This is a genomic window from Dongia rigui (assembly GCF_034044635.1).
GTDB classification, from domain to species: Bacteria; Pseudomonadota; Alphaproteobacteria; order Dongiales; family Dongiaceae; genus Dongia; species Dongia rigui.
In genome coordinates this window covers 1,292,182-1,307,949 of the sequence record NZ_JAXCLX010000001.1, presented here as the reverse complement: position 1 = coordinate 1,307,949, position 15,768 = coordinate 1,292,182, and the positions used below count along the sequence as shown (strand labels likewise).

Annotated in this window: 14 protein-coding genes; all 14 read left to right on the top strand. The window is 64.1% G+C overall.

All coding sequences use genetic code 11. The features are described from left to right. Positions 1–42: 42 nt before the first annotated feature. The 14 genes from SMD31_RS05915 to SMD31_RS05850 all read left to right on the top strand — a co-directional run bounded on the left by SMD31_RS05915 (position 43) and on the right by SMD31_RS05850 (position 15,756). Positions 43–405, top strand: a complete 363-nt coding sequence (locus tag SMD31_RS05915) for a PepSY domain-containing protein (RefSeq protein WP_320499876.1) — start codon at positions 43–45, stop codon at positions 403–405. Then, positions 402–1,067, top strand: coding sequence for a response regulator transcription factor (locus SMD31_RS05910; RefSeq protein WP_320499875.1), 666 nt, complete (start codon positions 402–404; stop codon positions 1,065–1,067). The genes SMD31_RS05915 and SMD31_RS05910 overlap by 4 nt, the downstream gene beginning before the upstream one ends. Then, entirely contained in the window at positions 1,064–2,422 is a 1,359-nt protein-coding gene (locus SMD31_RS05905; protein WP_320499874.1) for a sensor histidine kinase, read from the top strand. Before SMD31_RS05910 ends, SMD31_RS05905 begins: the two co-directional genes overlap by 4 nt. Before the next feature lie 310 nt (positions 2,423–2,732). Next, positions 2,733–3,233, top strand: coding sequence for a ribosome maturation factor RimP (gene rimP, locus SMD31_RS05900; RefSeq protein WP_320499873.1), 501 nt, complete (start codon positions 2,733–2,735; stop codon positions 3,231–3,233). A gap of 21 nt (positions 3,234–3,254) precedes the next feature. Then, a complete protein-coding gene (nusA, locus tag SMD31_RS05895; RefSeq protein ID WP_320499872.1) occupies positions 3,255–4,775 on the top strand; it encodes a transcription termination factor NusA in 1,521 nt (506 codons plus the stop codon). Positions 4,776–4,785: 10 nt separating this feature from the next. Beyond that, positions 4,786–5,481, top strand: a complete 696-nt coding sequence (locus SMD31_RS05890; protein ID WP_320499871.1) for an RNA-binding protein — start codon at positions 4,786–4,788, stop codon at positions 5,479–5,481. A 36-nt stretch (positions 5,482–5,517) separates the two neighbouring features. Then, positions 5,518–8,109 (top strand): translation initiation factor IF-2, encoded by a 2,592-nt coding sequence (gene infB / locus SMD31_RS05885; protein WP_320499870.1) that lies wholly within the window; start codon positions 5,518–5,520, stop codon positions 8,107–8,109. A 164-nt stretch (positions 8,110–8,273) separates the two neighbouring features. Then, positions 8,274–8,705 carry a 30S ribosome-binding factor RbfA gene (gene rbfA / locus SMD31_RS05880; RefSeq protein ID WP_320499869.1) on the top strand — a complete coding sequence of 144 codons (432 nt, stop codon included), beginning with the start codon at positions 8,274–8,276 and terminating at the stop codon, positions 8,703–8,705. Beyond that, positions 8,702–9,628, top strand: a complete 927-nt coding sequence (truB, locus tag SMD31_RS05875; protein WP_320499868.1) for a tRNA pseudouridine(55) synthase TruB — start codon at positions 8,702–8,704, stop codon at positions 9,626–9,628. Before rbfA ends, truB begins: the two co-directional genes overlap by 4 nt. 20 nt (positions 9,629–9,648) lie before the next feature. Next, the gene (rpsO, locus tag SMD31_RS05870) at positions 9,649–9,918 is read left to right on the top strand and encodes a 30S ribosomal protein S15 (protein ID WP_320499867.1); all 270 of its coding nucleotides are present in this window, start codon (positions 9,649–9,651) and stop codon (positions 9,916–9,918) included. A gap of 264 nt (positions 9,919–10,182) precedes the next feature. Next, positions 10,183–12,366, top strand: coding sequence for a polyribonucleotide nucleotidyltransferase (gene pnp / locus SMD31_RS05865; protein ID WP_407652086.1), 2,184 nt, complete (start codon positions 10,183–10,185; stop codon positions 12,364–12,366). Between the two features lie 64 nt (positions 12,367–12,430). After that, the gene (gene ugpQ, locus SMD31_RS05860) at positions 12,431–13,180 is read left to right on the top strand and encodes a glycerophosphodiester phosphodiesterase (protein ID WP_320499866.1); all 750 of its coding nucleotides are present in this window, start codon (positions 12,431–12,433) and stop codon (positions 13,178–13,180) included. 56 nt (positions 13,181–13,236) lie between these two features. Beyond that, positions 13,237–14,637, top strand: coding sequence for an NAD(P)H-dependent flavin oxidoreductase (locus SMD31_RS05855; protein ID WP_320499865.1), 1,401 nt, complete (start codon positions 13,237–13,239; stop codon positions 14,635–14,637). Positions 14,638–14,811: 174 nt separating this feature from the next. Beyond that, a complete protein-coding gene (locus tag SMD31_RS05850) occupies positions 14,812–15,756 on the top strand; it encodes a DMT family transporter (protein WP_320499864.1) in 945 nt (314 codons plus the stop codon). Positions 15,757–15,768: the final 12 nt, after the last annotated feature.

Here is a 15,768-nt window from a genome sequence, read left to right as displayed (position 1 = left end):
TTGTTTTTGCCATCAAGGGGCTGAAATGTTACCGATATTTTCATGAGCCTGGAGACCATGACCCATTTCCCCATCACCTTGCGCCTGCTGGCCGTTGCCGGCGTCCTCGCGCTGCCATTGCTGGCATCGCCGCCGCCGCGCGCTTTTGCCCAAGCGGCGGAAGACGAGGCCGGGGACCAGGAAGTGGCGCGCAAGGCGCTTGAGAACAAGGAGATCCTGCCGCTCGGCGCCGTGCTCGCCAAGGTCGAGGGCGAACTCACCGGCGACGTGGTCGAGATCGAGTTGGAGCGCAAGAAGGGGCAGTGGATCTATGAGATCGAGGTGATCGGCGAGGATGGCCGCGTGCGCGACATCGACGTCGACGCCAAGACCGGCGCCGTCATCAACGTGGCGCTCGACGAATGAAGATCCTGCTGGTCGAAGACGATATCCGGATCGCTGCCGAGGTCGCCGAGGCGCTGGTCGGCGCCGGCTACATCGTCGATGCGGTCAAGGATGGCGAGGAGGCCTGGTTCAAGGGCGATACCGAGGAATATGACGCGGTGGTGCTGGATCTGGGCCTGCCCGGCATGGACGGCCTTTCCATCCTGAAGAAATGGCGCGCCAATGACCGGCGCTTTCCGATCCTGATCCTGTCGGCGCGCGGCAGCTGGAGCGAGCGGGTCGAGGGCATCGACAGCGGGGCGGATGAATATCTGCCCAAACCCTTCCACATGGCGGAATTGTTGGCGCGGCTCAGGGCGATCATCCGCCGCTCGGCCGGCAACGCCAATACGGTCATCAGCATCGGCGGGCTGGCGCTCGATCCCCGGCAGATGCGGGTCAGCCAGGACGGCCAGCCCATCAATCTCTCACCACAGGAATACCGGCTGCTCTCCTATCTCATGCATCACGCCGGGCGCGTGGTGACGCAGATCGAGCTCACCGAACATCTCTATGCCCAGGATTTCGAGCGCGACAGCAACGCGATCGAGGTGCTGGTCGGGCGCGTGCGCAAGAAGCTTAAAGTGGACATCATCGAGACGCGGCGCGGCTTCGGCTACATTGTCAACGGCCAGACCATATGAGGAATCGGTCGCTGCGCCTCAGGCTGCTGCTGGCGGCGGCGATCTCGGTGGGTTTTGCTTTGGTGCTGGCGGGGCTCGGCCTCGTGGCGCTCTTTGACCGCCATGTCGAGCGGCGGGTGAATGCGGAACTCCATACCTTCGTCAACCAGATCGCGGCTGGAATCGATTTCTCGGGTGGCGGCGTGCCGCAGCTCAACCGGCCCTTGGCCGATCCGCGCTTCGAGCGGCCCTATGGCGGGCTCTATTGGCAGATCGTCGATGAACAGGGAAACGCGCAACGCTCGCGCTCGCTCTGGGACTTTGTGCTGCAACTGCCAGCCCCGGAAGGCGAGATCGGTCACCCGCAGCGCTACGAGATCGACGGTCCGCAGGGCAAGGTGCTGCATGTCTATGAGCGGCGCATCGTCTTTCCAGTGACAAGCGGCGATCGCACGCTGCGCATCGTCGTCGCCGTTGACCAGCGCGAACTCAACAATGCCCGCGACGAGTTCGTCGAGGACATTGCCCCCGCCTTGTCGGTGCTGGCGCTGATCCTGGTGGCAGCGGCCTGGGTGCAGGTGAATGTCGGCCTGAAGCCTTTGGAAGCGGTGCGCCAGGGTGTGGCGGCCATCCGCACGCGCCGCGCCCGCCGGCTCAGCGACGACTTCCCGGACGAGATCATGCCGCTGGTGGCCGAGGTCAACGAGCTTCTTGACGTGCAGGACCAGACGGTGGAGCGGGCCCGCATGCGCGCCGCCGATCTGGCCCATGGCCTGAAGACGCCGCTCACCATCCTGGCGCATGACGCCGAGAAACTGCGCCGCAAGGGCGAGGCGGAGATGGCGGGCGAGATCGAGGGGCTGGTGAAGGCGATGCAGCGCCATGTCGATCATGAACTGGCGCGGGTGCGGGTGGCCGCCAACAGCCGGCGGCAGGCGGCAAGCGCCGATCTCGGGAAAACCCTGCGCGGTATCGTCGCGGCGATCAAACGCTCGCCCGATGGCGAGAAATGCGGGTGGGACGTGGTGGCCGATGATTTGCCCGCCGTGGCGATCGATGCCAACGACCTTGCCGAACTGCTCGGCAACCTTGTCGACAATGCGGCAAAATGGGCCAATGCCGAGATCCGCATCCATGCCCTAGCGGACGGCGCCATGGCGTTGGTGCGGATCGAGGATGACGGGCCGGGCGTGCCGCCGCAGGCGCTGGCGGAGCTTGGCAAACGGGGCGTCAGGCTCGACGAACGTGTGGCCGGCACGGGTCTCGGCCTTGCCATCGTGCGGGAGTTGATCGAGGCCTATGGCGGATCCCTGACCCTTGCCAACCGCGCCGAAGGCGGCTTTCGCGCCGAGATCCGCTTGCGCCTGGTCGGCTGACCGGCGAGGTTATGCCTGCCGCCAGCCTTGGGGTCGGCTGCAATAGATCTGTCATATCAAGGGCCTGGGTGATGCGACGCAGCGCAGGGGCCGTACCCGCCCGCTGGCGAATCTCCTTGCATCGCGCCTTGAAATCCCTATATTCCGGGCAAATCCCAGGGTCCAATGAGGCCCAATTCAAAAGGGTGGGCCCAACGGCCCGCCTTTTTTGTTGGGCGGGTTTTTTCATTGGGCCGGTTTCAGGCGATTTTTTCGCCGGGGCCACCGGATTGCAACCTTCGAACCCTAAGATACGCCGCCGCCCGAACGCATGAGCTTGACTGACAACATCGCCGATTTGATCGCCCCCAGCATCGATGCATTGGGCTATGAAGTGGTGCGCGTGACCCTGGCGGGCAACACGCGCAAGGTGTTGCAGATCATGGCCGAGCCCAAGGATGGGCGCGTCATGGCGGTTGAGGATTGCGCGCGCGTTTCCCGCGCCGTTTCCGCGATCCTCGACGTCGAGGATCCGATTTCGGGGGCCTATTCGCTGGAGGTTTCGTCGCCCGGCATCGACCGGCCGCTGACGCGCCCCAAGGATTACGACCGCTTCAAGGGTCACGAAGCGAAGATCGAGACACATGAACCGGTCGATGGACGCAAGCGCTTCAAGGGCATCTTGATGGGCGTCGCGGACGAAGCCGTGAAGATCGACAGCGAAGGGGCCGAGGTTGCCCTGCCGCTGTCGCAGATTGCCAAGGCCAAGCTGGTGCTGACCGATGCGCTCATTGCGGCGCATGAGGCGGCGGCAGAAGCCGACGAAAACTGATTTCCGCCAACCGAGGACAACATGGAAACGATTGCCATTCCCCGTATGGAGCTCTTGCAGGTCGCCGATGCGGTCGCCCGTGAAAAGGGCATCGACCGCGACGACGTGCTGACGGCCATGGAACAGGCCATTCAGAAGGCCGGCCGCTCGAAATACGGTCATGAGCACGACATCCGCGCCCAGATCGACCGCAAGACCGGCGAGATCAAGTTGATCCGCGTCCAGGAAGTGGTCGACGTGGTCGAGAACGAAGTGACGCAGATCCCGGTGAAGGCGGCGCTGCGCCGCAAGCCCGACGCCAAGGCCGGCGATTTCCTGATCGACGAATTGCCGCCCATCGATTTCGGCCGCATCGCCGCCCAGACCGCCAAGCAGGTCATCGTCCAGAAGGTGCGTGAATCGGAGCGCAAGCGCCAGTTCGACGAGTTCAAGGACCGTAAGAGCGAGGTCATCAACGGTCTGGTGAAGCGCGTCGAATTCGGCAACATCACCGTCGATCTCGGCCGTGGCGAAGCCATGCTGCGCCGTGACGAGCTGCTGCCGCGCGAAACCTTCCGCACCGGCGACCGTGTGCGCGCCATCATCTTCGACGTGCGCGAAGAGCAGCGGGGCCCGCAGATTTTCCTCAGCCGCACCCATCCCGATTTCATGGCCAAGCTCTTTGCCCAGGAAGTCCCGGAAGTCTATGACGGCATCATCGAGATCAAGTCGGTGGCCCGTGACCCCGGCAGCCGCGCCAAGATCGCCGTCATGTCCAATGACAGCGGCATCGATCCCGTCGGTGCCTGCGTCGGTATGCGCGGCAGCCGCGTCCAGGCGGTCGTCCAGGAATTGCAGGGTGAAAAGATCGACATCATTCCCTGGAGCCAGGACCAGGCGACCTTCGTGGTGAACGCGCTGGCGCCGGCCGAAGTCTCCAAGGTCGTCATCGACGAAGACACCGGCCGTATTGAAGTCGTGGTGCCGGATGACCAATTAAGCCTGGCGATCGGCCGCCGCGGCCAGAACGTGCGTTTGGCGTCCCAGCTGACTGGCTTCGACATCGACATCTTGACCGACGCGCAGGAATCCGAGCGTCGCCAGGAAGAGTTCAAGTCGCGCTCGCAGACCTTCATGGATGCGCTCGACGTCGACGACGTCATCGCCCATCTGCTGGTGACCGAGGGTTTTGCCTCGGTCGAGGAAGTGGCCTTCGTGCCGACCGAGGACCTCGCCGGGATCGAAGGGTTCGATGCCGACGTGGCGGAAGAGCTGAAAGCCCGTGCCCAGGCCTGGATCGAGGCGGAATCGGAGCGTTCGACCGCCAAGCGCAAGGAAATGGGTGTCACCGACGAAGTGGCCGCCATCGACAAGCTGACCCCGCCGATGCTGGTGGCTTTGGGCGAAAAGGGCGTCAAGACCCTCGACGACCTCGCCGACCTCGCCGCCGACGAGCTGGTCGACCCGAAGGACGGCATCTTGAAGGAATTCGACCTCACGGCCGATGACGCCAACGCCATCATCATGGCGGCGCGCGCCCATTGGTTCGAGGACGGGAAATAAACGAGGCGGCATGGATCTCGCGGGACGGCAGGACAGCGTGATGGCAGCTTCGGACGATATCGATCCGATGGCGGCTGAAGACGCACTGCCAGAAGACGCCTTGGCGGGCACGAAGGCGCCCGAGCGGACCTGCATTGTCACAAGGCAGATCCGCGCCAAGGAGCGGATGATCCGCTTCGTGGCGGCGCCCGATGGCACGATCGTCCCGGATTTGAAGGGCGATCTGCCGGGGCGGGGCCTGTGGGTGACGGCCGAGCGCGGGATTTTGGACGAGGCGATCAGACGACACGCCTTCACCAAGGTCACGAAGGGCAAGGCCAAGGCCGATGCGGGACTGACTGACCGGGTGGCGGGGCTGCTGGAACGGCAGTTCCTCGACCAGCTGGGCCTGGCCAAGAAATCGGGCCAGCTGGTGGCCGGTTTCGACAAGGTCGAGGCGGCCTTGCGGGCGGGACAGGTGAAATTCCTGCTCGAAGCCAGCGATGGGACGGCTGACGGCCGGGGGAAGCTGGCCAGACTGGCCGGTCCTGGAGTAGAGATATGGGCCCCGCTGCCTTCGGAGGCGCTGGCGCCGGCCCTTGGCCGGCAGCATGCGGTCCATGTGGCAGTGAAACCCGGCGGCATGGCCAATCGCCTCAGCATCACTTTGCGGCGCTTGGCTGGCTTTGCCGGGGCCGGAATTGCCCAAAGCGGCCAAAAGCTATAGACAGACGACGATTTTACGAACGGAAACACGCGCAGCATGTCCAGTGATACCGATACACCGACCCGCAAACCGCTGAAGCTTTCTTCGCCCGGCAAGCTCGAGCTGAAGAAGACGGTGGATGGCGGCCAGGTGCGCCAGAGCTTCCCGCATGGCCGTTCGAAGACGGTGGCGGTCGAGGTGAAGAAGAAGCGCACCTATACCACCGGTGCCACCGGCAAGCTGGCCGAGGCCGTGCCCGAGGTGGAGACCAAGGTCCACACCCCCGCCCCGCCGCCCCCGGTGGTGGAGGTCGAGGAGCCGCGCTCGACCCATCACACGCTGACCGACCAGGAACGGCAGAACCGCCTCAAGGTGCTGGAGCAGGCCAAGAAGGACGAGGACGTCCGCAAGATCTCTGCCGCCGAGGAAGCCCGTCTCGCCACCGAGCGCTCTGAGCGCGAGAAAGCCGAGCTGGATCGCCGCCGGCGCGAGGAAGAAGAACGCAAGGCTGCCGAAGAAGCCGCCAAGAAGGCGCGCGAGACGCCGGAAGCGGCACCCAAGGCCCAGCCAGAAGCGCCCAAGGCCGCCGAGGCCGGGACGACTGCTGCCGTGCCGCATACCGGCCGCATGCATCTCTCCAAGGCGACGACCGTCGAGGCGGAAGAAGAAGAGAACCGCCGTCGTGCCACGACCGGGCATCGTCCCCCGGCGCCCAAGCCCGCCACGACCCGTGGTCGCGGCGACCAGCGCCGCGGCGGTGGCAAGATGTCGGTGACGCAGGCGCTCGATTCCGAGAGCAGCGAACGCCAGCGTTCCGTGGCGGCATTCCGCCGCCGGACAGAAAAAGAAAAGCGCGCCATGATGGGCAGCGCTCAATCACAGGCCAAGGTCTTGCGCGAAGTAACATTGCCAGAAGCGATCACCGTCCAAGAACTCGCCAGCCGCATGGCCGAACGCGGCGCCGACGTCATCAAGGCGCTGATGAAGATGGGCGTCATGGCGACCATCAACCAGACCATCGATGCGGATACCGCCGAACTGATCATCGGCGAATTCGGCCACACCGTGCGCCGTGTGTCGGCGGCGGACGTCGAAGTGGGCCTGGAAGGCGATAGCGATGCGGACGAGACCTTGCTGTCGCGCCCGCCGGTCGTCACCATCATGGGCCATGTCGATCACGGCAAGACGTCGCTCCTCGATGCGCTGCGCCAGACCGATGTCGCCGCGCACGAAGCCGGCGGCATCACGCAGCACATCGGCGCCTATCAGGTGACCCTGCCCACGGGCAAGAAGATCACCTTCATCGACACGCCGGGCCACGCCGCCTTCACCGAGATGCGCGCGCGCGGTGCCAACGTGACCGATATCGTCGTGCTGGTGGTGGCGGCGGATGACGGCATCATGCCGCAGACGATCGAAGCCATCCATCACGCCAAGGCGGCCAAGGTGCCGATCATCGTTGCCATCAACAAGATGGACAAGCCGGGTGCGGATTCGCAGCGCGTGCGCCGCGAGCTCCTCAACCACGAGCTCGTGACCGAAGATCTGGGCGGCGACATCCTCGCCGTCGAAGTCTCGGCCAAGGCCAAGACCAATCTCGACAAGCTCGAGGAAACGCTGCTCCTGCAGGCCGAAATCCTCGATTTGAAGGCCAATCCGGAGCGTCAGGCGGCCGGTGCCGTCGTCGAAGCCAAGGTCGAGCGTGGCCGCGGCACGGTGGCGACGCTGCTGGTGCAAAAAGGCACGCTCAAGGTCGGCGACATCTTCGTGGCCGGCGCCGAATGGGGCCGCGTCCGCGCGCTCCTCGACGACCGCGGCCGCAACATCGAAAGTGCGGGTCCGGCAACCCCGGTCGAAGTGCTGGGTCTCCAAGGAACGCCGCTGGCCGGTGACGTCTTTGTCGTCGTCGACAGTGAAGCCCGCGCCCGCGAGATCACCGAGTTCCGCCTGCATCGTCAGCGCGAAAAGCTGGCGGCTGCCGCCGGCCGCTCGACGCTGGAGCAGATGTTCTCGAAGATCCAGGCCGGCGAAGCCAAGGAAGTGCCCGTGGTCATTAAGGCCGACGTGCAGGGTTCGGTGGAAGCCATTTCCGGCAGCCTCCGTCAGCTCGGCAACGAAGAGGTCAAGGTCCGCATCCTGCATGCGGCCGTGGGCGGCATCAACGAAAGCGACATCACGCTGGCCCGGGCCTCGGGCGGCATGATCATCGGCTTCAACGTCCGTGCCAACCCGCAGGCGCGCGAGATGGCGCGGCGCGACCATGTCGACATCCGCTACTATTCGATCATCTACAACGTGGTCGACGACATTAAGGCGGCGATGTCGGGCATGCTGGCGCCGACCTTGCGCGAAAAGTTCCTGGGCAATGCCGAGATCCGCGAGATCTTCAATATCACCAAGACCGGCAAGGTCGCCGGTTGCATGGTCACGGAAGGCATGGTCAAGCGCGGTGGCAAGGTTCGCCTGCTGCGCGACAACGTGGTGATCCACGAGGGCACGCTCAAAACCCTCCGCCGCTTCAAGGACGAAGTCCGCGAAGTGAAGGAAGGCTTCGAATGCGGCATGGCCTTCGAGAATTACGACAACATCGAGAAGGGCGACGTCATCGAGTGCTTCGAGATGGAAGAAGTCGCCCGCGAATTGGCGTAAGCGACGCTTCGTATACCAACATCCCCCTCTCCCCAACCCTCCCCCACGTTGGGGGGAGGGAGTCCGATAGAGTTCGCTGAGGCAATTGCGTTCAGGCTGGCTCAAATCCCCTCTCCCCTACGTGGGAGAGGGTTAGGGAGAGGGGGGCATTGGACAATCGCATCATGCCACGCAAGAAAACCATCACGCCTAAGGCCGGTCAGCGGCAATTGCGCATTGGCGAGGAACTTCGCCATGCGCTGGCCGAGATCATTGCCGACAACAACCTCTCTGACCCCGACCTTGCCGGGCGGATGGTCACGGTGACGTCGGTCAGGATCAGCCCGGATCTGCGCAACGCCACGATCTTCATCCTGCCCTTTGGCGGTGGCGATGCCGAAACGGTCGTGCGCGCGCTCAACCGCGCCGCTGGCTATTTCCGCGGCGAAATCGCCCGCGCGGTCGACATGCGGGTCAGCCCGCAGCTCCGCTTCAAGATCGACGACAGCTTCGACGAGGCGAGCCGCATCGAAAGCCTGCTGCACGACCCGGTCGTGCGGGCGGACATCGCCAAGAAGCCGGAACCCGAAGCCCCGGAATCCGAATCCGACGAATGAGCCGGCGCAAGAAGGGCCAGAAGGTCGACGGCTGGCTGATCCTCGACAAACCGCTGGGTATCACCTCGACGCAAGCCGTGAACGTGGTGCGGCGCCTGTTCGACGCGCAGAAGGCAGGGCATGGCGGCACGCTCGATCCGCTGGCGACCGGCATCCTGCCGATTGCCTTGGGCGAGGCGACCAAGACGGTCCCCTATGTCATGGACGGCACCAAGACCTATCGCTTCACGCTGAAATTTGGCGAGGCGCGCTCGACCGACGATGCCGAGGGCGAGGTCATTGCCCGGTCGGAGAAGCGCCCGAGTGCCGCCGAGATCGAAGCGGCGCTGCCCAGCTTCATCGGCGAGATCAGCCAGATCCCGCCCCAATTCTCAGCCATCAAGGTCGCCGGCGAGCGGGCCTATGATCTTGCCCGCGACGGCGAAAAAGTCGATCTCGCCCCCCGGATCATCCGGGTCGAGGACTTCCGGCTGACCGAGATCCTCAGCGCGGACGAGGCGGTTTTCGAGGTTCGCTCTGGCAAGGGCGCCTATATGCGGAGCCTGGGACGTGATCTGGCTCAACATCTTGGGTCCCAGGGCCATATTTCGGCCCTGCGGCGTCTATCTGTTGGGGGTTTCACGGAAAAACAGGCGATTTCGCTGGACGCCCTCAAGGCACTGGGGCATATTCCGGCCGCTTTTGAGCATTTACTGCCGATAGAGACCGCGCTGGACGACATCCCGGCCCTGGCCTTATCGGCCACCGAGGCGATACGCCTTCGGTCCGGACAACCGGTTGGATTACTCCACCGCCAAGACCGCGATCGATTTCGGGAGTTCACTCCCGGCGGCATGGTTTGCGCCATGTCGGAAGGCAAGCTCCTGGCTCTCACCCGTTATGAGGCAGGAGAACTCGTCCCGGTGCGCGTCATCAACCATTAGGACCATAAAGGAGAAGGTCGATGTCGATCACTGCCGATCGTAAGCAGGAAGTTCTGAAGGAATTCGCCCAGGCCGCCAACGACACCGGCTCGCCCGAGGTACAGGTCGCGCTCCTCACCGAGCGGATCAAGAATCTGACCGAGCATCTGCAGAGCCATGACAAGGATTTCCATTCGCGTCGTGGTCTGCTGGTCATGGTCGGCCAGCGCCGCCGACTGCTCGACTACTTGAAGAAGAAGAACAACAAGCGCTACCTGGACATCGTGTCAAAGCTGGGTCTGCGCCGCTAACCCCACCGGGGATCCCGCCCAGGGCAGAATGCCCGGGGCGGGATTGTCGTATTGGGGTTCATGTGACAATCCCGATACGCCATCCCCATTCATCCCAACGGCCGGCGCGGTTCATCGACCACCACGCCATCAGCCGCAACGCGCCGGGCCGACGCAAGCAACGTCATCGTTCCATGATCACGTTGCTTTCGCGGGTCCGGCATCCCATCGGTCGAAGATGTGTGGCAGCCCAATAGAATGTGGCGGCCAGAAAGGACCATTCAAATGTTTAAGATCTATCGCAAAGAACTGATGTGGGGCGGCCGCAAGTTGACCCTCGAGACCGGCCGCATCGCGCGCCAGGCTGACGGCGCCGTGCTCGCCACCTATGGCGAAACCGTCGTGCTGTGCACCGCCGTCGGCGCCAAGTCGCCCAAGCCCGGCGTCGACTTCTTCCCGCTGACCGTCAACTACCAGGAAAAGACGTTCGCTGCCGGCAAGATCCCGGGCGGCTTCTTCAAGCGCGAGGGCCGTCCGACCGAGAAGGAAGTGCTGACCAGCCGCCTGATCGATCGCCCGATCCGTCCGCTGTTCCATGAAACCTATCGCAACGAGACCCAGGTCGTCTGCACGACCTTGTCCCATGATCTCGAGAACGATCCCGACATCGTCGCCTTGATCGGCGCCTCGGCCGCCCTCACCATCTCCGGCATCCCGTTCCTGGGGCCGATCGGTGCGGCGCGCGTCGGCTACATCAACGGCGAATATGTGCTCAACCCGAAGCGTTCGGATCTGCCGAACTCGAAGCTCGACCTCGTCCTCGCCGGCACCTCGGAAGGCGTGCTGATGGTGGAATCGGAAGCCCAGGAGCTTTCGGAAGACGTCATGCTCGGTGCCGTCAATTTCGGCTTCAAGGAATTCCAGCCGGTGATCAACGCGATCATCGAACTGGCCGAGCAATGCGCCAAGGACCCGCGCGAGCTCACCGCCCCGGATGCCGCCGCCGTCGAGATCTTCGGCGCGCTGAAGGCGCAGTTCAGCGACAAGCTCGCTGAAGCCTATCGCGAGACCGCCAAGCAGGCGCGCACCGACAAGGTCGCCGCCGTGAAGGACGAAGCCAAGAAGACGCTGGGCACCGACGACAAGAAGGTCGAGCTGGTCGGCAAGCAGTTCAAGGAACTGGAAAAGGACATCGTTCGCGGCAACATCCTGAAGACCGGCCTGCGCATCGACGGCCGCGACACCAAGACCGTCCGCCCGATCACGGCGGAAGTCGGCGTCCTGCCGCGCGCCCACGGCTCGGCGCTGTTCACCCGCGGTGAGACCCAGGCCCTCGTGGTCACCACGCTCGGCACCGGCGATGACGAACAGATCATCGACGCGCTGGACGGCGAATACCGCGAAACCTTCATGCTGCATTACAACTTCCCCCCCTATTCGACCGGTGAAGCCGGCCGCATGGGTTCGCCGGGCCGCCGCGAAATCGGCCATGGCAAGCTCGCCTGGCGCGCGGTGCATCCGCTGCTCCCGGCCAAGGAAGCCTTCCCCTACACGATCCGCGTCGTTTCCGAGATCACGGAATCGAACGGCTCGTCGTCGATGGCGACCGTTTGCGGTTCGTCGCTGGCGATGATGGATGCGGGCGTGCCGCTCAGCCGTCCGATCGCCGGCATCGCCATGGGCCTGATCAAGGAAAAGGACGGCTATGCCGTTCTCTCCGACATCCTGGGCGACGAAGATCACCTCGGCGACATGGATTTCAAGGTGGCTGGTACCAGCGAGGGCATCACCGCCCTGCAGATGGACATCAAGATCACCTCGATCACGGCCGAGATCATGAAGATCGCCCTCGCCCAGGCGAAGGACGGTCGTCTCCACATCCTCGGCGAGATGGCCAAGGGCCTGACCGGCGCCCGCGAAGGCGTCAACGAGAACGCCCCGCGCATCACCGTGATCAACATCCCGAAGGACAAGATCCGCGAAGTCATCGGCCAGGGCGGCAAGGTCATCCGCGAAATCTGCGAAGTGACCGGCGCCAAGGTCGACATCGAAGACGACGGCACGATCAAGGTTGCGGCGGTCGATTCCAAGGCCGGCGAAGCCGCCATCAACTGGATCCGCGGCATCGTTGCCGAGCCGGAAGCCGGTGTCATCTATGACGGCAAGGTCGTCAAGCTGATGGATTTCGGTGCCTTCGTGAACTTCCTGGGCAGCAAGGACGGCCTCGTCCATATCAGCGAACTTGCCGCGCACCGCGTCAAGCAGGTCTCGGACGTCGTCGAGGTCGGCCAGGCGGTGAAGGTGAAGGTGCTGGGCATGGACGATCGCGGCAAGGTGAAGCTGTCGATGCGCGTCGTCGATCAAGCGACCGGCGCCGACATCTCGGAGGACATCGCCAAGGCCGATGCCGAGCGCCGCGCCCAGCGCGATGCCGAGCGCGGCCCGCGCTCCGAGCGCGCCGATTCGTAAGGCTGAAGGGGACGGCGGTTTTTTCAACGCCGTCCCCCGCCTGCGTTTCTGATAGACTAGCCCGATGCCAATACGCGCACTTTCCCTGCCAAAGGTGATCGGCCATCGCGGTGCTGCCGAGGCGGCGCCCGAGAACACATTGGCAGGCTTCCGCGAAGCCAAGCGCCAGGGTGCGACCTGGGTCGAGTTCGACGCCAAGCTGTCGGCCGACAACCGCGCCTTCCTGCTCCATGACGACAACATCGACCGCACCAGCAATGCGGCGGGCCCAGCACGCGCCCTCTCCTATGACGAGATTCGCCTGCTCGATGCCGGCAGCTGGAAGAATGCGCGCTTTGCCGGCGAGAAGATGCCGCTGCTCGCCGAAGCGCTGTCGCTGTTTGCGCAGGAAGACATCCAGTTCAATCTGGAATTGAAACCCTGCCCCGGTCGTGCCCGCGAAACAGCCAAGCTCATTCTTGAAGAACTGGCGCATCTGTGGCCGGCGGGCAAGCCCAAGCCGCTGATTTCGAGCTTCGTGCTCGAATGCCTGGAGATCGCCCGCGACACGGCGCCGGAACTCCCGCGTGGCCTGCTGCTGGAGGATCACGCGGCCAATTGGCTGGATCTGGCGCAGAACCTCAAGGCCGATACGGTGAATATCTGGGATCAGACGGCGACAGCGGAATGGGTGGCGGAGATCAAGGCGGAAGGCTATGGCCTGCTGGTCTACACCGTTAACGACGCCGCCCGCGCCAAGCAATTGATCGGTTGGGGCGTCGACGGCGTTTTCACCGACGCGCCGGCCCGCATCTTGGCGGCGGTCGGCCAATAATTATATAAATCAGGGTATCGCCGCGGGTCGGACCTCGCGGATATTGGGAGGGTTGGGTGAAAGCACTGAAGCCGCTGCTGATTTCGGGACGCGAAGTCCTGCCGCTCATTGAAGGCGGCAAGGGCATCTCCGTGTCGAACGGTCAATCGTCGGGCGCCTGGGCGCTCGCTGGCGGTGTCGGTACTTTTTCCGGCGTAAATGCCGATTCCTATGACGAGAACGGCAAGCCCATCCCGCAGCTTTATCACGGCAAGACCCGGCGCGAGCGCCATGAGGAACTCCTCAATTACGCGATCAAGGGCGGCATCGCCCAGGCCCGGATCGCGCATGACTGCATGGGCGGCAACGGTCGCCTGCACATCAATGTGCTGTGGGAGATGGGCGGTGCCGAACGCGTGCTGCACGGCGTGCTCGAAGGCGCCAAGGGGCTGATCCACGGTGTCACCTGCGGCGCCGGTATGCCCTATCGCATCGCCGAGATCTGCGCGCAGTACAATGTCCATTATTACCCGATCGTCTCCTCGGCCCGTGCCTTCCGGGCCCTGTGGAAGCGCGCCTATCACAAGTTCAGCCATCTGCTGGGTGGTGTGGTCTATGAAGACCCGTGGCTGGCCGGCGGCCATAACGGTCTGTCGAATGTCGAGGACCCGACCAAGCCGCAGCCGCCCTATGAGCGCGTGCGCGAGCTCCGCCAGACCATGCGCGACGAATGCGGCCTTGCCGAGACGCCGATCATCATGGCGGGCGGCGTCTGGTGCTTGCGCGAATGGGAAGACTGGTTGGAGAACCCGGAATTGGGGCCGATTGCCTTCCAGTTCGGCACGCGGCCTTTGCTCACCCAGGAAAGCCCGATATCGGATGCCTGGAAGAAGCGCCTGGTGACGCTGAAAAAGGGCGATGTGTTCCTCAATCGTTTCAGCCCCACCGGTTTCTATTCGTCGGCGGTCAATAACGACTTCATCCAGGAACTGCGGCAGCGTTCGGAACACCAGATCGCCTATTCGCAGCACAAGGTGGGCGAGCATGACTGGCCGCTGGCCATCGGTGCCCGCGGCCGCGAGGTGTTTGTGACGGCGGCCGACAAGCTCCGTGCCGAGGAATGGATTCGCGCCGGCTTCAGCGAGGCCTTGCGCACCCCGGAATCGACCCTCATTTTCGTGACACGGGAAAAAGCCGACGAGATCTTGAAGGACCAGATCGATTGCATGGGGTGTCTCTCCGCCTGCAATTTCTCGAACTGGGCCCAGAACGAGGCCGGGACGACGGGCCACAAGGCCGATCCCAGGAGCTTCTGCATCCAGAAGACGCTGCAGGAAATCAGCCATTCCGACAAGTTCGAGGACCAGTTGATGTTCGCCGGCCACAACGCCTATCGCTTCCGCGACGATCCCTTCTATGCGAACGGCTTCGTGCCGACCGTGAAGCAGCTGGTCGAGCGGCTGGTCACGGGCGACTGAGATAAGACCCCTCACCCCAACCCCTCTCCCCGCAAGCGGGGAGAGGGGCTTATTGCCAGAACTCATTAGGAACTCCCTCGCCCCGCTTGCGGGGAGAGGGTCGGGGTGAGGGGCCTTCCTCGTAAGCGATGCATTCCACGCAAGGCCCGCGCGTGAAATTTTTCGGCGCCAGCGGTGGGCGAAGCCGTTAGTCTGCGGCGCATGACGCAATCCGCCCCTCTCCCCCGCTGGCAAGCGCTGGCCCTTATCGCTGCCCTCTCGCTCATCTGGGGTTATAACTGGGTGATGATGAAGGTGGCGGTGACCTATGCGCCACCCTTTGCCTTTGCCGCCTTGCGCTTCCTGGGTGGCGCCGTCGTGCTGATGGCGACCTTGAAGCTGATGGGTCGCTCGCTGCGCTTTCGCGAGCTGGCCCCCCGCTGGCGCGTCATCACGTTGATCGGCCTGCTGCAGACGGCCTTCTGCTTTGGCCTGATCACCTGGGCGCTGTCGACGGGGACCGCGGGGCGCAGCGCTGTGCTCAATTACACCATGCCGCTTTGGGTGCTGGTCTTCTCGGTGCTGCTGCTGAAGGAAAAGGTGCCGGGCGCGCAATGGGGAGCGGCGGCCTTGGCTCTTGTCGGCATCGTGTTGATCTCGATCGCCGGCGGCAAGTCCGGCTCGCTCCCGGCCGTCATGCTGGCACTGGGGGCCGGGCTCACCTGGGGTCTTGGCGTCGTCGTCACCAAGCGGGCGATGCGCGTCGCCCCCATGGATCCGCTGGCGCTTACCGCCTGGCAGATGCTGGCGGGCGCCATTGCCATGTGCGCCGTGGCGCTGATCGTGCCGGAAGGGCCGATCGACTGGTCGCCGGGCTTCATCACGGCGCTACTCTATAACATCGGGCCGGCGACACCGCTCGCCTATGTCATCTGGTTCACGCTGCTCAATCGCCTGGATGCGGGGCTGGCCTCGCTCGGCATCCTGCTCACCCCGCTCCTTGGGCTTCTTCTCTCGACCCTGCAACTGGGTGAGAGGCCGGGGCTTGTCGAAGGGGTGGGGATGGGGCTTATCCTGTTGGCGATTGCCGGGTTGGGCTGGGTCAGCGGGCGGCAGGCGCGGAAGAACCGCCCCGCCTGAACCACCCAGCCT